The following is a 20,547-nucleotide window of genomic DNA, read 5'->3' on the forward strand; positions in this document are numbered from 1 at the left end:
CGGGGCCGGTAACAAATCGAAAAAATTTTCGAACTTCTGTCGCAGGCCGTGGTCAGTATTTACGGTACGCGGCTGGTGTTGCCGGCGCGTCACCATTCTCCTCTTGTCGTTGTTGCTCCGGGGCCGTATCCGCCCCGGTTTTTTTTGCCCGTAAAATTTGTGCTGCACCGCAACACAACGCTGCCGGACACGCCGCATGTGCGGCCCCGCCCCTTGCGGCGCCCGGCCCGGGGCGCCTGCCCGCCGCGCCGGCCCGCGCCCCTGCTAGAATCGCAGTTTCCCGTCGTTTTTCCCGCTGTTCTTCTCCAGACCCTATGTCCGCATCCGACCTCACTTCCGTGCAGGCTGCGGCGCCGCAAGGCAGCCGCCAGATCCTCGTTACGTCCGCACTGCCCTATGCCAACGGGCAGATCCACATCGGCCACATGGTCGAGTACATCCAGACCGACATCTGGGTGCGGACGCTGCGAATGCATGGCCACGAGGTCTACTACATCGGCGCCGACGACACGCACGGCACGCCGGTCATGCTGCGCGCGGAGAAGGAAGGCCTGACGCCGAAGCAGCTGATCGATCGCGTGTGGACCGAACACAAGCGCGACTTCGACAGCTTCGGCGTGTCGTTCGACAACTTCTACTCGACCGATTCGGACGAAAACCGCGTGCTGAGCGAGAAGATCTATCTCGCGCTGCAGGAAGCCGGCTTCATCGCCGAACGCGAAATCGAGCAGGCCTACGATCCGGTCAAGGAAATGTTCCTGCCGGACCGGTTCATCAAGGGCGAGTGCCCGAAGTGCCACGCGAAGGACCAGTACGGCGACAGCTGCGAAGTGTGCGGCTCGACGTACCTGCCGACCGAACTGCTGAACCCGTATTCGGTCGTGTCGGGCGCGACGCCGGTGCGCAAGACCTCGAAGCACTATTTCTTCCGCCTGTCCGACCCGCGCTGCGAATCGTTCCTGCGCGAATGGGTGAGCGGCCTCGCGCAGCCCGAAGCGACCAACAAGATGCGCGAATGGCTCGGCGATGCCGGCGAAGCCAAGCTCGCCGACTGGGACATCTCGCGTGACGCGCCGTACTTCGGCTTCGAGATCCCGGGCGCGCCCGGCAAGTATTTCTACGTGTGGCTCGACGCGCCGGTCGGCTACTACGCGAGCTTCAAGAACCTGTGCGACCGTAACGGCATCGATTTCGATGCATGGATCCGCCCGGGCTCGAAGGCCGAGCAGTATCACTTCATCGGCAAGGACATCCTGTACTTCCACACGCTGTTCTGGCCGGCGATGCTCGAGTTCTCGGGCCACCGCACGCCGACCAACGTGTTCGCGCACGGGTTCCTGACCGTCGACGGCGCGAAGATGTCGAAGTCGCGCGGCACGTTCATCACCGCGCAGAGCTACATCGACACGGGCCTGAACCCCGAATGGCTGCGCTACTACTTCGCCGCGAAGCTGAACGCGACGATGGAAGACATCGACCTGAACCTCGACGACTTCCAGGCGCGCGTGAACAGCGACCTCGTCGGCAAGTACGTGAACATCGCGAGCCGCGCGGCAGGCTTCCTGATCAAGCGCTTCGACGGCCGCGTGCAGGACAGCGCGATGAACCATCCGCTCGTCGCGAAGCTGCGCGAGGCGATTCCGCAGATCGCCGCAAGCTACGAAGCCCGTGAATACGGCCGCGCGCTGCGCCACACGATGGAGCTCGCGGACGAAGTGAACGCGTACGTCGACGGTGCGAAGCCGTGGGATCTCGCGAAGGATCCGGCCAACGCGGTCGCGCTGCATGAAACCTGCAGCGTGAGCCTCGAGTCGTTCCGCCTGCTGTCGCTCGCGCTGAAGCCGGTGATGCCGCGCGTGGCCGAAGCCGTCGAGTCGTTCTTCGGCATCGCGCCGCTCGTCTGGGCCGATGCCGCGAAGCCGCTGTCGTCGGAACAGCCGATCAAGGCGTACCAGCACCTGATGACGCGCGTCGACCCGAAGCAGATCGAAGCGCTGCTCGCCGCGAACCGCGATTCGCTGCAGGCCGAAGCCACCGGCGCGGCTGCCGCGAGCGCGAACGCCGCGAAGGAGGCGAAGAGCAACGCCAAGGCGAACGCGAAGCAGGCTGCCGTGAACGGCGCGGACGACGCACCGATCTCGATCGACGATTTCGCGAAGATCGACCTGCGCATCGCGAAGATCGTCGCGTGCCAGGCCGTCGAGGGTTCGGACAAGCTGCTGCAGCTCACGCTCGACGTCGGCGAGGAAAAGACCCGCAACGTGTTCTCGGGCATCAAGTCCGCATACCAGCCCGAGCAGCTCGTCGGCAAGCTGACCGTGATGGTCGCGAACCTCGCGCCGCGCAAGATGAAGTTCGGCCTGTCCGAAGGGATGGTGCTCGCCGCGTCGGCTGCCGACGAGAAGGCCGAGCCGGGCCTCTACATCCTCGAGCCGCACAGCGGCGCGAAACCGGGCATGCGCGTGAAGTAAGCCGAACGCGCTGCCGCTTGCGCGAAAAAAAGCCCCGCACGATGTGCGGGGCTTTTTTCATGGCTGCTCGGCGCGCCGCCCGCGTCCGCCGTCACTGCCGAACCAGCGATCGAAACGCCGCGTGTAGTTCAGGTCGACGCCCTGGAACGTGCCGCCGTAGGCGGACACCGACCAGAAACGCGTCAGGTTGATCGTCGCCTTGAACGCGTTGGCCGCCGATTGCAGCCCCTGCTCGAAGCCGAGCACGAAGCGCTCGTTGATCGCCTTCGACACCAGCACGACCTGCGGGTCGGTCAGGCCGACTTCGCTGCGGCCGACCGAGACTTCGTCGAGACCGAAGGTCTGCGCGACGCGCTTGCCGGTCACGCTGCCGAGCAGGCCGAGCGCCGCCGTCATCGCCCCCTGCTGGCCGACGTTGTTGCCCTGGTCCGTGCCGTGCCCGAACAGCAGCCACGACAGCTTTTCGTTGTCGGTCACGTTCGGCTCCGACACGAGCTTGACCGTCAGCGACTGGATCGTGCCCGTCACCTGCACGCCGGCCTCGACCTCCTGGTTGCGCCGCATCGCGAGGATGTTGACGCCCGGGTTCGACACAGGGCCGTTGAACGTGAAGAAGCCGTTCTCGATCGCGAGCTTGCGGCCGAACGACGTGTACGTCGACCCTTCCGTCACGCGCACGTTGCCGACCGCGCGCAGCGGCACGCCCGGCGCGCTCATCACGGTGATCGTGCCGCGCAGCCCGAGATCCGCGCCGTGGCCCTTGAAGCGGAAGTTGTTGCCGAGGCCGACGTCGATGTTCGCGCGCGGCGCGAGCGACGGTGCCGGCTTGTCCTCGACCGGCTTCGGCTTCGCGACCGCGGAACCGGTCGGCGTCTCGCCGCGCACCGTGCCGCCCGGCTGCATGATCACCACGTCGTCCGACAGGTGCGGCGCCGATTCCTCGGGCAGGTCGAACAATGCGCGGTCGACGACGAACTTGCCGTCGATCGACAGCGCGCCGCGCGGCCCGTCGTTCGCGACCGTCGCCTTGCCCGACAGCGACAGCTTGCGATCCGGCGCCGCGAACAGCTCGAGCTTGTCCGCGACGATGCTTGCGGTCAGGTCGGGGGCTTCGCCGTCAAGGCGCACGCGGCCGAGTGCGCGCAGCGTACCGTCGCCGCCGTGGAACTCCACCTGCTGGAATTCGACGAGGTTTTCCGACAGCTTCACGCGCACGATGCCGTCCTTCAGCTGCACGCCCTGGTCGATGAGGGTCGCGGACAGGTCGTCGCCCGTCAGCATCCCCGACAGGTTCGGCTTCGCCGGCGTGCCCGCGACCGTCAGCTTCAGCGCCGCCCGCCCGCCGAGCAGGTAGCTCGGCCCGAACAGGTTGCCGGTCGTCTTCAGCGCCGGGATGTCGGCGTCGATGCGGCCCGACAGCGGGCCATCGTCGACCACGCCGAACATGCCGTCACGCAGCGCGAACGGCACGACGACATTCGCATCGAGCGTGCCGATCCGGCTCGCCTTCGCGAGTGCCGTCACGTTGAGCCGGTTGCCGGGCGTAAAGCTCGCGCGCGCGGACAGGTCGGTCAGCCCCAGCGATGCGATGCCGCGCCCGCTCTCGATCGTCACGTCGCCGCCGCGGCGCTTCACCTGCACATAGCCCGTCGCGTTCGCGCCGAGCGAGAAATCCCAGTCGGCATCGAGCACGACGTCGGTGCGCACCGGCGGCCGCTGGCCCGTCAGCTCCTGGCGGACCTCGAGGAAACGCGCGACCGACGCTCCGGTCACCGAGCCCGCCGAGCGCATCTGGCCGTGATCGAACACGAACGATTTCAGGTCGATCGCCGCGCCTTCGAGCGTGAGCCGCGTCGAGCCGAGCGTCACGCGGCCGGCGCCGGCCGACACGGTCAACGGCGACTGCAGCGCGATGGCCGGCGTGCCGCGGTTCGCAAGACGCGTGACGGTGCCGTCCCAGCGCATCCCGTCGCGATTCTCGACCACGCCGCCGTTCGCCGCGAGCGTCATGTCGATCACGCGGCCGCCGGCCACCCCGAGTGCCGACGCGTCGAGCGTGTGCTTCGCGCGCGTGCCGTCGAGGTTCGCACGCAGCGATTTCAGCTTCAGCGAGCCGAGCGCGATGTCGGACGCGTCGGCTGTAAACACGAGCGCGCCGTGCGCGCCGTCGCGGATGTCCGCGCGGCCCTGCGCGGCACCGATCCGGTTCGAGCCGACGACGACGCGCTCGGCCTTGTAGGTGGCCGTCACGTTCGGGTGCGCGAAGCTGCCGGTCAGGTCACCCTGCGCCTGCACGAGCCCTTCCACGCCGAAGCCGAGCCGGTCGAGCTGCGGCGCGTCGACGACGAAGCGCAGCCGGTCGCCGGGCGCGCCGAAGCTGCCGCGCAGGTCGACATGGTTGCCCGCGATCGACAGGTTCGCGTTGCTCGGCAAGATGCGCGAGCCGGCCAGCTGTACGACGCCGGCGCCGGTCAGCGGCACGCCGTCGTACAGGCTGTCGCCGAGCTTGAAGGTCGCCTTCGTCGATACCTGCGGCGCGAATGCGCCCGACGCCGTCAGCGTGCCCGACACGCGCGTCTCGCCGCGCCGGGCCGGTGCCTTCGCCGCCTTGGCGGGCGCCTTGCCGCCGCCCGCCTTCGGCGCGCTCGCCGCGGCGAGCAGCAGCGGATCGAACGCGGTCAGCGTCGCCTTCGCGTCGTAGCTCGAATGCGCATCGTGGCGGAACACACCGGTCAGGTCGATCCGGCCCTTGCCCGCCGTCACGCGCGCGTCGGTCAGCACGGTCTGCTGCGGCGTCAGCGCGACCTTCGCACGTGCGCCGAGCGCGAGCTTCGGATCGTTCAGGTTGAAATCGACGGTCGTCACGTCGCCCGCGAGCGTCACGCCGAGCGGGCCGGCGAGACGCATCGGCCGCAGCTCGGCGACGAACGCGTTGAGGTCGAGATTCGCGACCTTCAGGTCGAAACGGCCCTTGCCGCCCGTCAGCGCGCCGTTGCCCGTCACGCTGCCGTCGCGGATCAGCTTCAGCGCGAGATCGTCGATCCGCTGCGCGTGCGCATCGAGATGCACGTTCGCGTGCGCGTCGATCACCGGCAGCAGGTGGTCGCCGAGCGTGCCGGGCTTCGCGTTGACGATCGACACCGGGCCCGTCACCGCGAAACCCTTCGCGGGCTCGGCCCCGGCCGGCGCGGTCACGGGCGCGAGTTCCGCGCGCACCGCGAGATCGGCGGCCGGTGCGCCGGGGGCGAGCGCCTGCGGATTCACGTGATCGAACGCGAGCGATGCGCGGGTGAGCGGCACCGCGCCGAACGGCGCGGCCTCCACGTGCGCGCGCCCGTTCAGCTTCATCCCGCTCGCGTCGACCTCGGCGACGAGCGCCTCGAGCGAGCCCGACACGCGCGCACGCGCATCGACGGGCTCGTCGGACAGCTTGCCTGCATACGTGGCGTCACCCGTCAGCGCGAACGGCTTCACACCGTCGAGCTTCGCGCGCGCGGTCAGCGCGCCGTACGGCGTATCGACGCCGTCGAGCACGAGTTCATGGTGACGGCCGTCGCTGCGCCCGTTCAGCGCGATATGGTCGAGCTGCGTCGTCGAGCCGCCGTCGTGGATCGCGAGGTGATCGACGCGCAGGTCGTCGATCCGCAACTGCAGCGGCAGGCTGAGGTCCTGCGGCGTCGTACTCGGCGTCGACGGCCCCGGCGCGATCCGCACGTCGATCGTGCCGGCACGCAGATACGCGATGGACAGCCGCCACGGCGCGCGGGTCAGCGCCCAGCGGCCGTCGAGCCGGTCGATGCGGATTTCCGTGCCCGTGCCGTCGGGGCTCGTCCACGCGAATCCGCGCAACCGCACGCCGGTCGCGAGCGAGCCGCCGTCGAGCGTGCCCGCGAGTCGCGTGCCGAGCACACGCTCGGCCACCTGCCACGCGAGCCGCGTGCCGTGCTCGGTCGTCACCGCGGCCAGCACGAGGCCGATCGCCAGCACGACGAGCAGCACGACCGTTGCAAGCGTCCACGCGACGAACCGCCCGATCCGCGCGACGGGCCGGCGGCGCGGCGCGCGCGGCGGCGCGTCGGGCGGCGTGCCGTCGGGCGAGTCCGGATCGTGAGGCGGCGGCGTGTCGTTCGGGTCCTTCGTCATGCGGTTCGTCGTCGGTAAAGCGGTACGGTCAGAAAGCGATGCCGAGCGTCAGGTACGGGCGCACGCTATGGTTGCGCAACCCGTACGCGACGTCGACGTTGATGGGTCCGACGGGGCTGCGCCAGCGCGCGCCGATGCCGACACCCGGGTAGAACACACGCTCGCCCCACGCATCGGTGGCGGTGCCGATGTCGAAGAACGTCGCGGCGCCCCAGTCGCGGTTGAACCAGTGCTGGTATTCGGCGGTGCCCGTCATCAGGTACTTGGTCGGCAGCACGGAACCGTCGACGCTGTTACCGATGCTCTGGTAGCCGTAGCCGCGCACCGAGTTCGAGCCGCCCGCGCGGAACAGCAGCGAAGCCGGCACGCCGGTCGAGCTGCCGCTCGTGAACACGCCGCCGAGCTCCGCGCGGAACACGAACAGGTCGCGCTTGCCGATCGGCAGGTACTGCTGGCCGCGCGCGTAGCCGCGGATGAAGGACTGGTCGGTCAGCACGCCCTTGACCGCGAAGCCGGCCTCCGCGTGGATCAGGTTGCCCGAGCGCGGAAACAGCGGATCGTCGACGTTGCGGCGCGTCCACGCCCATTGCGGCACGAGCGCGCGGCTCGTGGTCGGCCCCGCGCCGTTCTGGTCGAGCCGGTCCTGGTAGAACATCAGCGAATACGAATAGTCGATGAACTGGCCGGTGCGCGTGCGCTGCGCGCCGACCCGCGCGCTGTAGATGCGCGTGTCCGACACGTTGGTGTTCGTGTACGACGCGAGCACGCTGTTGGTCCAGCCCTTCTCGCCCGGCGGCATCGACAGCTGGACCTGCCCGTATTGCTGGATCTGGTCGAGCCGGCCCGACACGGTCAGCGGCCAAGCCGCGCCGAACGTGTCGAGATACGTATAGGAGCCCTGCACGTGCGGCCCGGTGTCGGTGGCAAAGCCGACGCCGCCGCGAATGTTGTTGTACGGGAATTCGCTGACCTTCACGTGCACCGGCGTGCGCTCGGGCTTCGCCGTATCGTCGCCGACGTCGATCGCGACGCTCGCGTAATACGGCGTGTTCTGCAACTGCCGCTGCAGTTCGGTGATGCGCTGCACGTCATAGATCTCGCCTTCCGACAGCGGATTGACGTTCGTGACGATTTTTTCCGGATAGCGCCGCACGCCGTCGACGTCGACCTTGCCGATCGTGAACGTCGGGCCGCTGTCGAACGTGACCGCGAGCATTGCGCGCTGCGTGAGCGGGTCGATGCGCGCTTCGGACGACGCGATCTTCCCGCCGAGATAGCGGTGCGATTGCAGTTGCCTGAGCGCCGCGCCCTTCGCGCCGTCCCAGTCGGACTGCGTAAACGGATCGCCCGGCTTCAGCGAGAACGCGAAACGGGTCGCGGCTTCCTGCTTCGGATCCTCGGTGTCGACGGGCCCCTTGAACGTCAGGTCGACGCTCGATACGATGGTCTGCTTCCCCGGATCGACCGCGATGCGCACGTCGCGCTTGCCGTCGCGCGTGCGCACGTCGGTGCGCACGACCGGCGAGAAATAGCCGGCCGTCGCGGTCAGGTCGCGCACCTGCTGCGGCGTGGCGGTCACGAGGAAGTCGAACTGGTCGTCGCTGATGTCGTCGCGCTTCGCGAAGCGCGCGATATCGAGATGCGACTTGAGCAGCTTGCGAACCGAGCGCGGCGCGTCGATGTCGACGTCGTACTTCGCGTGGGCCGGCAGCGCGAAGCACGCGGCAAGGCAACCCGCGAGGGCCACCCGCGCGGCGCGAGCCGCGTCGCCGGCACGATTGCGTTCCACGCGCGCGCGCGCGTCATGTGCCGTGTGTGCTTGCTGGTTCGACTGCCCCGCCAAATATGACCTCGCCCTCGGTTGTCACGGTGATGTGGAAAAACCCTGTATTTGACCACAGGGTGCCGGCACCAAAGCTTAATGTTTGTAAACCACCTGAACCACAGCGCCATGCGTGGCGGTGCGCTTCCGGGCGCCGGCCCCATGCCGGCCCGCGGATTCGACGCGCGATTGACGCCGGGCGTTCCCGCGATGCGGTAAAATCCCGCCATCGTGAATCCGGCGCATCGTGCGCCGCCCGAAACGGAAAACCCAGCCATGCCGTACCAGTCCGATGTCACGCAGTTCCTGAACCAGCTCAAGCAGCAGAAGCCGACGCTCGAGGAAGAGCAGCGCAAGGGCCGCTCCCTGCTGTGGGACAAGCAGCCGATCGACCTCGAAGAGCGCGCCGAGCAGCAGGAATCGCGCGTGAAGCAAACGTCGTACGTCTACTACCAGAACTTCTGACGACGTGAGCGCCGCCGACGAGGCCAGCGCCGCCCGGCAGGACGACGCGATCGCCGCGCCCGCGGGCGCCGATTCGACGCCCGACACGGTCGACGGTGTCGCGGCATTCGCGCGCCTGTACGGCGAGCCGCTCTTCAAGCTGCCGCAGGATCTCTACATCCCGCCCGATGCGCTCGAGATCTTCCTCGAGACCTTCGAAGGTCCGCTCGACCTGCTGCTCTACCTGATCCGCAAGCAGAACTTCAACGTGCTCGACATCCCGATGGCGCAGGTCACCGCGCAATACCTGGGTTACGTCGACCAGATCCGCACGTCGAACCTCGAGCTGGCGGCCGAGTATCTGCTGATGGCCGCGATGCTGATCGAGATCAAGTCGCGGATGCTGTTGCCGGTCAAGAAGGCCGATACCGGCGAGGAAGCCGAGGATCCACGCGCCGAACTCGTGCGCCGCCTGCTCGAATACGAGCAGATGAAGCTCGCCGCGCAGCGCCTCGACCAGCTGCCGCAACTCGGCCGCGACTTCCTGCGCGCCGAGGTCTACATCGAGCAGAGCGTCACGCCGCGCTTCCCCGACGTGAATTCGGACGACCTGCGCGCCGCCTGGGCCGACGTGCTCAAGCGCGCGAAGCTCGTCCAGCACCACAAGATCTCCCGCGAGGAGCTGTCGGTGCGCGAGCACATGAGCCTGATCCTGCGCCGGCTGCAGAACGCGCGCTTCATGGAGTTCGCCGAGCTGTTCGACACGTCGCGCGGCGTGCCGGTCGTCGTCGTGAATTTCATCGCGATGCTCGAACTCGCGCGCGAGTCGCTCCTCGAGATTACGCAGGCCGAGCCGTTCGCGCCGATCTACGTGCGTCTCGCGTACCTGCCCGCGTAACACCCTCGACCGCCCTTCCCATTCTCCCGATTCATCCCGGCACGCTCGCCGCTACGCCGCAGCCCGGCGCGGCCGCGCGCGTGGTTGCCGGCACGCCCGATTAAAAAGTGAACGATCGTTCTTTTTTCGATGCGTTTGGCAGCCAAATCCTCTACAATCCGCCGACGCCCGATGCGCCGCCCGCGCGCCGGCGTTCTCCGCTTCGACCCCGACGCCGCTGCTGCGGCGCCAACGCGCGCCAGCGCGAGGAACCCGCTACCCGATCATGAAAGTCATCAGCTCGATCCATGAACTGCGCGACCAGCTGCGCGGCCAGAACCGCACGGCGTTCGTGCCGACGATGGGCAACCTGCACGAAGGGCACCTGTCGCTGATGCGCCTTGCGCGCCAGCACGGCGACCCGGTCGTGGCGAGCATCTTCGTCAACCGGCTGCAATTCGGCCCGAACGAGGATTTCGACAAGTATCCGCGCACGCTCCAGGACGATATCGAGAAGCTGCAGAAGGAAAACGTCTACGTGCTGTTCGCGCCGACCGAGCGCGACATGTACCCGGAACCGCAGGAATACCGCGTGCTGCCGCCGGACGATCTCGGCGGGATCCTCGAAGGGGAATTCCGGCCCGGCTTCTTCACCGGCGTGTGCACGGTCGTGGCGAAGCTGATGGCCTGCGTGCAGCCGCGCGTCGCCGTGTTCGGCAAGAAGGACTACCAGCAGCTGATGATCGTGCGCCGCATGTGCCAGCAGCTCGCGCTGCCGGTCGACATCATCGCCGCCGAAACCGTGCGCGACGAGGACGGCCTCGCGCTGTCGTCGCGCAATCGCTACCTGTCGGCCGACGAGCGCAGCGAAGCGCCCGAACTCGCGAAAACGCTGCAACGCATCCGCGAAAGCGTGCTCGGCGGCGAGCGCGACCTCGGCAAGCTCGAGGAAATGGCCCGCACGCATCTGGCCGGCCGCGGCTGGGCGCCCGACTACATCTCGATCCGCCGCCGCGCGAACCTGATCGCGCCGGACGCGGCCCAGCTCGAAGCCGGCGAACCGCTCGTCGTCGTCGCCGCCGCGAAGCTCGGCGCGACGCGCCTCATCGACAACCTGGAAATCTGACGGGCCGCCCCGCCCGCGCCTCTCACGCATCACGGAGACACCATGCAGCGCCACATGCTCAAATCGAAGATCCACCGTGCGGCCGTCACGCACTGCGAGCTGCATTACGAAGGCTCGTGCGCGATCGACGAAGACCTGCTCGAAGCATCGGGCATCATCGAGAACGAACGGATCGACATCTGGAACATCAACAACGGCGAGCGCTTCTCGACGTACGCGATCAAGGGTGAGCGCGGCAGCGGGATGATCTCGCTGAACGGCTCGGCCGCGCGTCGTGCGCAACTGGGCGACCTCGTGATCATCGCAGCCTTCGCGATGGTCGACGAAGCCGAGCTGCAGGCCGGCTGGAAGCCGAAGCTCGTGTTCATCGACGACGGCAACAAGATCAAGGGCCACCGCGATCACGTGCCGACGCAGAACTGGACCTGACCTGACCACCTGCCCGCGTGCCGTGGCGCGCGGGAGCGGCCGTGCCGCTCGTGGCCGAAGGGCCGGATGGCGTACTCCACGCCATCCGGCCCTTTCTCGTTTCATCGCGCGCCGCCCCGGCGGCGGCCGCGCGGATCAGGACGCCTTGGCGGCCTTCTCCGCCTTCTCCGCCTTCTCTGCTTTCGGCGCCCGGCGCTCGGCCCATTCGACGATCGGCCGCCACTGTTCGAGATCCTTCTCGACGCGGCTCTTCGCGACGTCCCACAGCGTCAGGCCGTGCGCGGCGATCTGCACGTAGTTCTGCGTGTCGCGCACGTAGCCGAGCACCGGCAGGCCGAGCCCTTCGACGAACCGGTGAAGCTGGTCGGACGAGCGCGTGCGCGCATCGACCCGCATCCCGACGATCCCGACCTCGACGCTGCCCTTGCGCACGGCCTTCTCGCCGGCGAGGCGCTCCAGAAACTGCTGCGTGGCCAGGATATCGAACATCGACGGCTGCAGCGGCACGATCACCTTGTCGGCCAGTTGCAGCGCGACGTTGAGCCGGTTGCCATGCAGGCCGGCCGGCGTATCGATCACCGCGTATTCGAGGCCGCGCGGCGGCTTCGTCGGCGCGTCCGGGTCGAGTTCCCATGCCTCGATCGGCGGCAATCCGGCCGGCCGCAGGTCGAGCCACGCATGCGCGGACTGCTGCCGGTCCAGGTCGGCGAGCGCGACCCACGCGCCCTGCGCCGCGAAATAGCCGGCAAGATTGGTGGACAGCGTGCTCTTCCCCACGCCGCCCTTCGGATTCGCCACCACGATCACCGTCATGAATTCCCCCGAAAAAGCCGCGCGGCGCCCGCCGCATGGCAGGCGCCGCTCGATTGCGGATACAGGGAGCGATGATATCGGCAAACGGGGGGTCACCGGAACGGGTTGCGCCGCTCCGCGTACGCTTACCTATCCCTTACGCACGCTGAACCGCGGCCTCCCGTGCGCCGAGCGCGAACGCGCCGCCGCCCAGCAGCGCCTGCACGGCGAGCGTGACGGCCCAGAACGCCGGATATTCCCAGCCGCCGTGCGGAGACGCGAAGCTCCAGCCGTTCGGCAGATGCGTAGCGGTTGCGCCGAGCATGAACGGCAGCAGCACGAGTGCGGCGACGCGCACACGGAAGCCCGCAAGCAGCGCGAGGCCGCCGGCCAGCTCGACGAACGTCGTCAGGTACGCGAGCCAGCCCGGCAGGCCGATCGACGCAAAGAACTGCGCGGTGCCGGGCAGCGTGAAGACGAACACCTTCTGCGCGACGTGCGCGAGGTACAGCACGCCGAGCGCGACGCGCAGCAGGGTCGCGGCGAAATCGTTGAGGCGATTGGGGTTCATGGCGAATTCCTTCGTGAGTGGTGTGAATGGCTTGCACTCTATTCGAATCAATTCGACCGATAAACTCGCTAATTCGCTTTAACTGATTCCCATGTGGAATTAATCGGGGCGTAAAAAAGGGGCATGACCGATCATGCCCCGCAACCGGCTTCAGTAGCCGCTCTTGCCTTGCGTGGCGCCGCCGGAACCGGACTGGCCGCCGCCCGGCACGTACGAATCGCACGCGTGCGCAACCGCCGACACGCCCAGCAGCGCCGCGAGCAGCACGCTCCACCCCCATCGAGCCTTCATCGTCGCACTCCTCCGGGCGGACCTCCGCCCCTCTGTGTTGTACGCGATCCGGCGGAAAAAGCGAGCACGGCCCAATCCCCGTCAACGAAACTCGGCGTACAGCGCGTCAAGGTCGAGATGGTTGGCGAACGTGTCGGCCAGCCGTTCGAGCGATGCCTCGCGCAGCGCCGGATAGTCGATGCGCTCCGCACCGTCGAGCCCGGCCCATGCGAGCAGAGCCGCGCAGGCGTCCGGCGAGTCGAACAGCCCGTGCACGTAGGTCGCGAGAATCTGGCCGTCGTCGGACACCGCGCCGTCGGGGCGTGTGCCGTCCTGCGCGGTGTCGGCTGCCAGCGCCAGCGCGGGCGACGCGAGCGCAGGCCCGTGCGTATCGCCCATGTGGATCTCGTAGCCGCGCACGGCAGCCCGGCCCGGCAGCGCGAGATGCCCCGTCACGTTCTTCAGCGTCTTGTCGGGCTGCAGCGTCGTGTCGAAATCGAGCAGGCCGAGCCCCGGCACGCTGCCGGGCGCCCCTTCGAGGCCGAGCGGATCGTCGAGCGTGCGGCCAAGCATCTGCATCCCGCCGCAGATGCCGATCACCTTGCCGCCGTAGCGCAGGTGGCGACGAATCAGCGTGTCCCAGCCCGCGTCGCGCAGCCACGCGAGGTCGCGCTGCACGCTCTTCGAACCGGGCAGGATCAGAAGGTCGGCGTCGGGCACGGGCCCGCTCTTCCAGTACGTGAATTCGACCTGCGGATGCGCGCGCAGCGGATCGAAATCGGTGTGGTTGCTGATGCGCGGCAGCGCCGGCACGACCACGCGCAGCACGCCGGCATCGCCCCGTGAGGCGGCGCTGCGTGCCTGAGCGGGCAGCATGTCCTCGGCGTCGAGCAGCAGCCCGTGCAGGTACGGCAGCACGCCGAACACGGGCTTGCCCGTCTGCGCGCGCAGCCAGTCGAGCCCCGGTTCGAGCAGCTTGAGGTCCCCGCGAAAGCGGTTGATCACGAAGCCGCGCACACGCGCACGCTCGCTGTCCGACAGGCACGCGAGCGTGCCGACCAGGTGCGCGAACACGCCGCCGCGGTCGATGTCGGCGACGAGCACGACCGGGCAATCGACGCGTTCGGCAAACCCCATGTTCGCGATGTCGCCGTCGCGCAGGTTGATCTCGGCCGGGCTGCCGGCGCCTTCGACGATCACCGTGTCGTAGCCGGCGCGCAGGCGCGCATACGACTCGAGCACCGCGTCGAACGCGACCGGCTTGTAGTCGTGATACGCACGCGCATTGAGGTTCATGCGCGCCTTGCCGTGAATGATCACCTGCGCGCCGCGATCGCTCGTGGGCTTCAGCAGCACGGGGTTGAAATCCGTATGCGGCGCGACGCCCGCGGCCAGGGCCTGCAGCGCCTGTGCGCGGCCGATCTCGCCGCCGTCGGCCGTCACCGCGCTGTTGAGCGCCATGTTCTGCGGCTTGAACGGCGCAACGCGCACGCCGGCGCGGCGCGCGAGCCGACACAGGCCGGCAACCAGCGTGCTCTTGCCGGCATCGGACGTCGTGCCCTGGATCATCAGCGTGCCGCGCGGCCGCGGCTCGGGTGCATTCATCGTGTGGAGGTCGTCGCGAAGCAAAGGCCGCATTATCCCCCGCGCCGCCATGCCCGCGCCGTTACAATCACGCGATGATTCCGCACGACCTCACCTTCGTCCTCGGCGGCGCGCGCTCGGGCAAGAGCGCACATGCCGAGCGGCTCGCCGCCGACAGCGGCCTCCCCGTCACCTACATCGCGACCGCGACCGCCGCCGATGCCGAATTCGCGCAGCGCATCGCGCACCATCGCGCGCGCCGGCCGGCCGACTGGGGTTTCGCCGATGCCCCCGTCGACCTCGCCGGCACGCTTGCGCGGCTCGACGATCCGCACGCGTGCCTGCTCGTCGACTGCCTGACGCTGTGGCTCACGAACCTGCTGTGCCCCGCCGACGGCGAACCGCTCGACGATGCGCAGTACGCGGTGCAGGTCGACCGGCTCGAGCACGCGTTGCGCGGCGCGCGCGCGAAGGTGATCGTCGTCAGCAACGAGATCGGGCTCGGCGTCGTGCCGCTTGGCTCGGTCACGCGGCGCTATGTCGACGAACTCGGGCGCCTGAACCAGCGCGTCGCCGCGCTCGCCACGCGCGTGACGCTGCTCGTCGCCGGGCTGCCGCTCGAACTCAAGACGAGAGCCCCGTCATGCTGATGCTGTCGCTGCCCGTCGTCGCGATGTTCGCGGTCGCGGCCGTGATCATCGACCGCGCGATCGGCGAACCGGCCGGCTGGCACCCGCTCGTCGCATTCGGCCGCCTCGCCGCGCGCATCGAAGGCGCGCTGAACACGGGCCGGCGCGGCCGCGTGGTCGGCGTCGCCGCGTGGGTCGCGACGGTCGTGCCGCCGGTCGCCATCGCGGCATGGCTCACGACCGCGCTGCCGTGGCCGCTCGCAGCCGCGCTGCACATCGCGCTGTTGTGGTTCGCGCTCGGCGCGAAAAGCCTTGCCGACCACGTCGCGCCAATCGCTGCCGCCTTGCTGCGGCATGACCTCGCCGCCGCCCGCGCGCTGACCGCGCGCATCGTGTCGCGCGACACGAGCGACGCGGACGAAGGCGCGCTATCGCGCGCGGCCGTCGAATCCGCGCTCGAGAACGGCAACGACGCGATCTTCGGTGCGCTGTTCTGGTTCGTCGTCGCGGGCGGCCCCGGCGCGCTGCTGTTCCGGCTCGCGAACACGCTCGATGCGATGTGGGGCTACCGCACGCCGCGCTTCCTGACCTTCGGCTGGGCCGCCGCACGCCTCGACGACGCGTTGAACTGGATTCCCGCGCGCCTCACGGCCGCGAGCTACGCGCTGCTCGGCGACACGGCCGCCGCATGGCGCTGCTGGCGCACGCAGGCGCGCCACTGGGACAGCCCGAACGCAGGCCCGGTGATGGCTGCCGGTGCCGGCAGCCTGAACGTGCAGCTCGGCGGCCCGGCCGTCTATCACGGCGAGATCGAGGATCGTCCCGCGCTCGGCACCGGCGCCGCGGCAACCGCCGTCCACATCGTCGCCGCACTGTCGCTCGTCACGCGCACGCTTGCCCTGTGGCTCGCGCTGCTGGTCGCGAGCGGCGCACTCGCCATGGCCACCCATCATGTCTGACACGCGCATCGCACACGGCGGCAACCTGCATGAAGCCGCGCGCCGCCACGGCATTCCGTACGACGCATGGCTCGACCTGTCGACCGGCATCAATCCGGTCGGCTATCCGGTCCCGCCCGTCCCGGCCGACGCATGGCGCCGGCTGCCCGACGACGGCGACGGCCTCGCGGCCTGCGCCGCGCAGTACTACCACGCGCCCGATCCTGCACACGTGCTGCCGGTCGCCGGCAGCCAAGCAGCCATCCGCGCATTGCCCGCGTTGCTGCCGGCCGGCGACGCCGGCGTCGCGGCGCTCGCGTACGGCGAATACGCGCCCGCCTTTGCGCGCCACGGCCATCGCGTCGTCGCGCTCGACATCAATGCGGATACGGTGCCTGCGACGTTGCGTCACGTCATCGTCGGGAATCCGAATAATCCGACCGCCGAATTCGTGCCGCCCGAGCGCCTGCTCGCCTGGCACGCGCAACTGGCGGCGCGCGGCGGCACGCTGATCGTCGACGAGGCATTCGCCGATACGGGCGCGACACGGTCGCTTGCGCCGCACGTCGATCGCCCCGGACTCGTCGTGCTGCGTTCGGTCGGCAAGTTCTTCGGGCTCGCCGGCATCCGCGCAGGCTTCGTGCTCGCATGTCCTGACCAGATCGTTGCGCTGCGCGACATGCTCGGCGCGTGGACGGTCGGCGGCCCCGCCCGCCACGCGGTCGCCGCGGCGTTCGCCGATCGCGCATGGCAGGCCGCCGCCCGCGAACGGCTCGCGGCCGACGGCGAGCGGCTGGCCGCCTTGCTGCGCGCGCACGGCTTCGCGGTTCGCGCGACGCCGCTCTTCAGCTGGACCGACGACCCGCGCGCCGCGGCACTGCATGCGGCACTCGCGGCATGCGGGGTCTGGACGCGGCACTTCCCGATACCGTCGAGCGTACGCATCGGCCTGCCGGGGAGCGAAGTGGAATGGCAGCGCCTCGGCGACGCGCTCGCGCGCTGCGTGCCGACACTGCAACGGCAATCGGCATGAATCCACGCATGTTTCGCCGGCTCGCGCCAATCGCGCAACTCGCCGCGTTCGCTTACGCACCACTCGTCCACGCCGATGTCTCGACGCGCGACGACGCCGGCAACGCAGTCACGCTGCCGGCGCCCGCGCAGCGCGTGATCAGCCTCGCGCCGCACGCGACCGAACTCGTCTACGCGGCCGGCGGCGGCGCAAAGCTCGTCGGCACCGTCACGTACAGCGACTATCCGCCCGCCGCGCAAGCGATACCGCGCGTCGGCGACAACAAGGCGCTCGATCTCGAGCGGATCGCCGCGCTGAAGCCCGACCTGATCGTCGTCTGGCGGCACGGCAACGCCGAGCGGCAAACCGACGCGCTGCGCGCGCTGCACATCCCGCTGTTCTTCAGCGAACCGAAGCATCTCGACGACGTCGCGTCGTCGCTGCGTCGGCTCGGCACGCTGCTCGGCACGCAACCGGCTGCCGATGCGGTCGCGGCCGCCTATACGCGCGACATCGCGGCGCTGCGCACGCGTTACTCGGCGCGAGCGCCCGTCACGATGTTCTTCCAGGTCTGGGATCGGCCGCTGATGACGCTCAATGGTGCGCACCTGATCAACGACGTGATCGAGCTGTGCGGCGGCCGCAACGTGTTCGCGTCGCTCAAGCCGCTCGTGCCGACCGTCACCGACGAGGCCGTGCTCGCGGCCAATCCGGAGGCGATCGTGACGACCAGTGCCGGTACGACGCGCTCCGACGAACCGCTGCCGAGCCTCGCGCGCTGGCGCACGTGGCCCGCACTGACGGCCGTGGCACGCAACAACCTGTTCGCGATCGACGGCGATCTGCTGACACGGCCGTCGCCGCGGATCGCGCAGGGTGCGGCCGCGCTGTGCGAGGATCTCGATGCAGCGCGTGCGCGGCGGCCACGCTGATTTCCGGCGACTTGCGCGTTCATCGCTGCCGGATGCCTGAGACGAATCGACCGCGCGCTGCATCGTTCGCACGCAGTGGCCAGCGCGCCTATTCGTCCCAGTGCATCGCTTCCCACGTTCGCGTGGCAGCATCCGCGCGCAGCCAGACGACACCCCCTGTCGGTACGGGGCGCGGCAGCAACGTATCGAGCGGCACGCGCAATACATGCGATGCAAACGCACGGATCACGCCTGCATGCGTGACGACCCACTGCGGCCGGTCGAACTGCGCCACTGCGTCGACCCGACCCGCGACCCGCGCGGCAAACCGCGCAACGCTTTCGCCGCCATGCGCACACGCATGCATCAGATCGGCCGCCCACGCATCGAGCGTCGCGCGATCGATATCGTCCCAGCGCCGCATTTCCCACGCGCCGAAATCCATTTCCTGCCAGTCCGCGTCGCGCCGCAGCGGCACGTCGCATGCCCGCGCGAGCCGTTCGGCAACCGACGCGCAGCGCGTCAGCGGGCTCGTCCAGACCTGTTCGGGAAGCGGCGCGCGGAGTACCGACAGATGCGCGCGCACGGCCTGCGCGCCGGCATCGGCGGATGCAGCGAGCGGCACGTCGCTGCGTCCGTAGCAGATGCCCGGCTCGATACCGACGGCCGGATGACGGATCAGGACGACGTCCATCCGAGCACCACGAGATAGATCGCCAGTTCGCACAGTTGCTGCGTGAAGCCGAGACAGTCGCCCGTATAGCCGCCGATCCGCTTCACGAAGTAGCGGGCGGCCCACGCGCGCACGAGCACGAGCGCAACGCATGCGGCGGCACCCATGCGCCAGTCGGGCCAGAACAGCCAGGGCAATCCGAACAGCGCCGCGACGCACGCCGCGCGGGCGCCCATCCGTTGCGCGACCGGCTTCGCCTTGCCTTCCGGCCGCACGTAGTCGAGCGTCATCAGCAGGCTCACAGCCACCGCCCGGCTCGCGGCGTGCGCGGCGATCATCGTCCACGCGGCACGCAACGGCAGCATGGACGCCAGCGCCTGCCATTTGACGCCGAGCGAGATCACGAGCGCGACCGCACCGAACGTGCCGATCCGCGAGTCGTGCATGATGCGCAGCACGTCGTCGCGCGTATAGCCGCCGCCGAACGCGTCGCAGCTGTCGGCCAGGCCGTCCTCGTGAAAGGCGCCCGTGGCGAGCAGCGTCGCGGCCATCGACAACCCGACCGCGATCGACGGGGGCAGCACGCGCAGCGCAGCGAGATAGACGAGCGCGCCCCACGCGCCGACGCATGCGCCGACGAGCGGGAAATAGCGCGCGGCCTGGTCGAGATCGCCGGCCGCATAGCCGATCGAGCGCGGCACGGGCACACGCGTGAAATAGCCGAGCGCGACGAAGAAGTAACGCAGTTCGGCACGCACGCCGCGCGCGCGATCAGGCGTCACGATTGTCGACGCCGGCGGATTCGAAGCTCGCCATCTCCGTGAGGAATGCGGCGGCCGCACGCACGAGCGGCAGCGCGAGCGCGGCGCCCGTGCCTTCGCCGAGCCGCAGGTCGAGTGCGAGCAGCGGCTTCGCGCCGAAATGCTCGAGCATGCGCCGGTGCCCGGCCTCGTGCGACGCATGCGAGAACACGCAGTAGTCGCGCACGCCGGGCGCGATGCGCTCGGCAACCAGCAGCGCGGCCGTCGCGATGAAGCCGTCGACGAGGATCGTCATCCGCTCGCTCGCGGCCGCGAGATATGCGCCCGTCATCATCGCGATCTCGAAGCCGCCGAACGTTGCGAGCACGTCGAGCGGCGCAATCGCGTGCGAGTGCTTGACGAGCGCGCGTCCGAGCACCGCGCGCTTGTGCGCGAGGCCCTGGTCGTCGAGGCCCGTGCCGCGCCCGACGCACGCGTCGATCGGCACGCTGAGCAGGCGGCTCATCAGGCACGCAGCCGACGACGTATTCGCGATTCCCATCTCGCCGAAACCGATCACGTTCGTGCCGAGCGACGCATGCAGGCGCACGCGTGCCGCGCCGGCCGCGAGCGCCGTCATCGCCTCGTCGCGCGTCATCGCCGGCTCCGCCGCGAAGTTGCGCGTGCCGCGCGCGACCGGCAGCGACACCAGCCGGTCGGACAGCGGCAGCGGCGACGCAACACCCGCATCGACGATCTCGAGCGCACTCTGCGCGACGCCGGAGAACGCGTTGATCGCCGCGCCGCCCGCGAGGAAGTTCGCGACCATCTGTGCGGTCACCGCTTGCGGATAAGGACTCACGCCCTCGGCGGCGATCCCGTGATCGCCGGCAAACACGATCATCACGGGACGCTGCACGACCGGCCGCTCGGTATGCTGGATCAGGCCGATCTGCAACGCGATCGCCTCGAGCTGGCCGAGGCTGCCGGGCGGTTTGGTCTTGTGGTCGATCACGTGCTGCAGGCGCTTGCGCAGCACCTCGTCGAGCGGCGCGATCGGCGGCGGGAAGTGGGTCGGGGTCGTCATCAGGAAGCCGTGTCGTTGGCGCGGCATG

General features: G+C 69.2%; 18 protein-coding genes. 9 read left to right on the top strand and 9 right to left on the bottom strand.

The window, feature by feature from the left end; translation table 11 throughout:
• Positions 1-314: 314 nt before the first annotated feature.
• A complete protein-coding gene (gene metG / locus FFS49_RS18840) occupies positions 315-2,471 on the top strand; it encodes a methionine--tRNA ligase (RefSeq protein WP_105816192.1) in 2,157 nt (718 codons plus the stop codon).
• A gap of 57 nt (positions 2,472-2,528) precedes the next feature.
• Here the strand turns inward: metG and FFS49_RS18845 are convergent, their stop codons facing one another.
• Together FFS49_RS18845 and FFS49_RS18850 are read right to left on the bottom strand one after the other, a co-directional pair.
• The gene (locus FFS49_RS18845; protein WP_105816193.1) at positions 2,529-6,614 is read right to left on the bottom strand and encodes a translocation/assembly module TamB domain-containing protein; all 4,086 of its coding nucleotides are present in this window, start codon (positions 6,612-6,614) and stop codon (positions 2,529-2,531) included.
• A 28-nt stretch (positions 6,615-6,642) separates the two neighbouring features.
• Complete coding sequence (locus tag FFS49_RS18850) at positions 6,643-8,457, bottom strand: autotransporter assembly complex family protein (protein ID WP_105816194.1); 1,815 nt, start codon at positions 8,455-8,457, stop codon at positions 6,643-6,645.
• A gap of 255 nt (positions 8,458-8,712) precedes the next feature.
• Here FFS49_RS18850 and FFS49_RS18855 point away from each other — a divergent pair, with 255 nt between their 5' ends.
• The 4 genes from FFS49_RS18855 to panD all read left to right on the top strand — a co-directional run bounded on the left by FFS49_RS18855 (position 8,713) and on the right by panD (position 11,312).
• The gene (locus tag FFS49_RS18855) at positions 8,713-8,901 is read left to right on the top strand and encodes a DUF3460 family protein (RefSeq protein WP_006478107.1); all 189 of its coding nucleotides are present in this window, start codon (positions 8,713-8,715) and stop codon (positions 8,899-8,901) included.
• Positions 8,902-8,905: 4 nt separating this feature from the next.
• Positions 8,906-9,778, top strand: a complete 873-nt coding sequence (locus tag FFS49_RS18860; RefSeq protein WP_011352890.1) for a ScpA family protein — start codon at positions 8,906-8,908, stop codon at positions 9,776-9,778.
• A gap of 265 nt (positions 9,779-10,043) precedes the next feature.
• Entirely contained in the window at positions 10,044-10,883 is an 840-nt protein-coding gene (panC, locus tag FFS49_RS18865; RefSeq protein ID WP_039368022.1) for a pantoate--beta-alanine ligase, read from the top strand.
• A gap of 42 nt (positions 10,884-10,925) precedes the next feature.
• On the top strand, positions 10,926-11,312 hold the full coding sequence (panD, locus tag FFS49_RS18870) for an aspartate 1-decarboxylase (protein ID WP_039368025.1): 387 nt from the start codon (positions 10,926-10,928) through the stop codon (positions 11,310-11,312).
• Between the two features lie 135 nt (positions 11,313-11,447).
• Here the strand turns inward: panD and FFS49_RS18875 are convergent, their stop codons facing one another.
• From FFS49_RS18875 to FFS49_RS18885, 4 genes are all read right to left on the bottom strand, one after another.
• Positions 11,448-12,125 (bottom strand): ParA family protein, encoded by a 678-nt coding sequence (locus tag FFS49_RS18875; RefSeq protein WP_105816195.1) that lies wholly within the window; start codon positions 12,123-12,125, stop codon positions 11,448-11,450.
• 136 nt (positions 12,126-12,261) lie between these two features.
• A complete protein-coding gene (locus FFS49_RS18880) occupies positions 12,262-12,675 on the bottom strand; it encodes a DoxX family protein (protein WP_039368031.1) in 414 nt (137 codons plus the stop codon).
• Positions 12,676-12,825: 150 nt separating this feature from the next.
• Positions 12,826-12,966, bottom strand: coding sequence for a hypothetical protein (locus FFS49_RS42010; protein ID WP_171026781.1), 141 nt, complete (start codon positions 12,964-12,966; stop codon positions 12,826-12,828).
• Between the two features lie 81 nt (positions 12,967-13,047).
• Positions 13,048-14,550, bottom strand: a complete 1,503-nt coding sequence (locus tag FFS49_RS18885; RefSeq protein WP_105816215.1) for a cobyric acid synthase — start codon at positions 14,548-14,550, stop codon at positions 13,048-13,050.
• A 74-nt stretch (positions 14,551-14,624) separates the two neighbouring features.
• Here FFS49_RS18885 and cobU point away from each other — a divergent pair, with 74 nt between their 5' ends.
• Genes cobU through FFS49_RS18905 form a run of 4 tightly spaced genes read left to right on the top strand, consistent with a single transcriptional unit; the run spans position 14,625 to position 18,040 of the window.
• Positions 14,625-15,179 carry a bifunctional adenosylcobinamide kinase/adenosylcobinamide-phosphate guanylyltransferase gene (cobU, locus tag FFS49_RS18890; RefSeq protein ID WP_105816196.1) on the top strand — a complete coding sequence of 185 codons (555 nt, stop codon included), beginning with the start codon at positions 14,625-14,627 and terminating at the stop codon, positions 15,177-15,179.
• Positions 15,173-16,117, top strand: a complete 945-nt coding sequence (gene cbiB, locus FFS49_RS18895) for an adenosylcobinamide-phosphate synthase CbiB (RefSeq protein ID WP_105816197.1) — start codon at positions 15,173-15,175, stop codon at positions 16,115-16,117. Before cobU ends, cbiB begins: the two co-directional genes overlap by 7 nt.
• Positions 16,110-17,129 carry a threonine-phosphate decarboxylase CobD gene (gene cobD, locus FFS49_RS18900; RefSeq protein ID WP_105816198.1) on the top strand — a complete coding sequence of 340 codons (1,020 nt, stop codon included), beginning with the start codon at positions 16,110-16,112 and terminating at the stop codon, positions 17,127-17,129. Before cbiB ends, cobD begins: the two co-directional genes overlap by 8 nt.
• The gene (locus FFS49_RS18905) at positions 17,126-18,040 is read left to right on the top strand and encodes a cobalamin-binding protein (protein ID WP_105816199.1); all 915 of its coding nucleotides are present in this window, start codon (positions 17,126-17,128) and stop codon (positions 18,038-18,040) included. The genes cobD and FFS49_RS18905 overlap by 4 nt, the downstream gene beginning before the upstream one ends.
• Positions 18,041-18,128: 88 nt before the next feature.
• Here FFS49_RS18905 and cobC read toward each other — a convergent pair whose 3' ends face one another.
• From cobC to cobT, 3 genes are read right to left on the bottom strand one after another with little or no spacing between them, the layout of a single operon-like run.
• Positions 18,129-18,713, bottom strand: coding sequence for an alpha-ribazole phosphatase (gene cobC, locus FFS49_RS18910; protein WP_105816200.1), 585 nt, complete (start codon positions 18,711-18,713; stop codon positions 18,129-18,131).
• Entirely contained in the window at positions 18,698-19,474 is a 777-nt protein-coding gene (locus tag FFS49_RS18915; protein WP_105816201.1) for an adenosylcobinamide-GDP ribazoletransferase, read from the bottom strand. The genes cobC and FFS49_RS18915 overlap by 16 nt, the downstream gene beginning before the upstream one ends.
• A complete protein-coding gene (gene cobT / locus FFS49_RS18920; protein WP_105816216.1) occupies positions 19,464-20,519 on the bottom strand; it encodes a nicotinate-nucleotide--dimethylbenzimidazole phosphoribosyltransferase in 1,056 nt (351 codons plus the stop codon). Before cobT ends, FFS49_RS18915 begins: the two co-directional genes overlap by 11 nt.
• Between the last annotated feature and the right edge of the window lie 28 nt (positions 20,520-20,547).

The organism is Burkholderia sp. 4NA327C6 (genome assembly GCF_005502655.1).
GTDB lineage: Bacteria > Pseudomonadota > Gammaproteobacteria > Burkholderiales > Burkholderiaceae > Burkholderia > Burkholderia contaminans.

Bases quoted from the DNA above. Each gene is read 5' to 3' on its own strand.
- FFS49_RS42010 (WP_171026781.1), bottom strand. From the start codon at position 12,966: ATGAAGGCTCGATGGGGGTGGAGCGTGCTGCTCGCGGCGCTGCTGGGC.
- FFS49_RS18855 (WP_006478107.1), top strand. From the start codon at position 8,713: ATGCCGTACCAGTCCGATGTCACGCAGTTCCTGAACCAGCTCAAGCAG.
- FFS49_RS18885 (WP_105816215.1), bottom strand. From the start codon at position 14,550: ATGAATGCACCCGAGCCGCGGCCGCGCGGCACGCTGATGATCCAGGGC.
- panC (WP_039368022.1), top strand. From the start codon at position 10,044: ATGAAAGTCATCAGCTCGATCCATGAACTGCGCGACCAGCTGCGCGGC.
- FFS49_RS18875 (WP_105816195.1), bottom strand. From the start codon at position 12,125: ATGACGGTGATCGTGGTGGCGAATCCGAAGGGCGGCGTGGGGAAGAGC.
- FFS49_RS18845 (WP_105816193.1), bottom strand. From the start codon at position 6,614: ATGACGAAGGACCCGAACGACACGCCGCCGCCTCACGATCCGGACTCG.
- cobT (WP_105816216.1), bottom strand. From the start codon at position 20,519: ATGACGACCCCGACCCACTTCCCGCCGCCGATCGCGCCGCTCGACGAG.
- FFS49_RS18880 (WP_039368031.1), bottom strand. From the start codon at position 12,675: ATGAACCCCAATCGCCTCAACGATTTCGCCGCGACCCTGCTGCGCGTC.
- FFS49_RS18905 (WP_105816199.1), top strand. From the start codon at position 17,126: ATGAATCCACGCATGTTTCGCCGGCTCGCGCCAATCGCGCAACTCGCC.
- panD (WP_039368025.1), top strand. From the start codon at position 10,926: ATGCAGCGCCACATGCTCAAATCGAAGATCCACCGTGCGGCCGTCACG.
- metG (WP_105816192.1), top strand. From the start codon at position 315: ATGTCCGCATCCGACCTCACTTCCGTGCAGGCTGCGGCGCCGCAAGGC.
- cobD (WP_105816198.1), top strand. From the start codon at position 16,110: ATGTCTGACACGCGCATCGCACACGGCGGCAACCTGCATGAAGCCGCG.
- cbiB (WP_105816197.1), top strand. From the start codon at position 15,173: ATGCTGATGCTGTCGCTGCCCGTCGTCGCGATGTTCGCGGTCGCGGCC.
- cobU (WP_105816196.1), top strand. From the start codon at position 14,625: ATGATTCCGCACGACCTCACCTTCGTCCTCGGCGGCGCGCGCTCGGGC.
- cobC (WP_105816200.1), bottom strand. From the start codon at position 18,713: ATGGACGTCGTCCTGATCCGTCATCCGGCCGTCGGTATCGAGCCGGGC.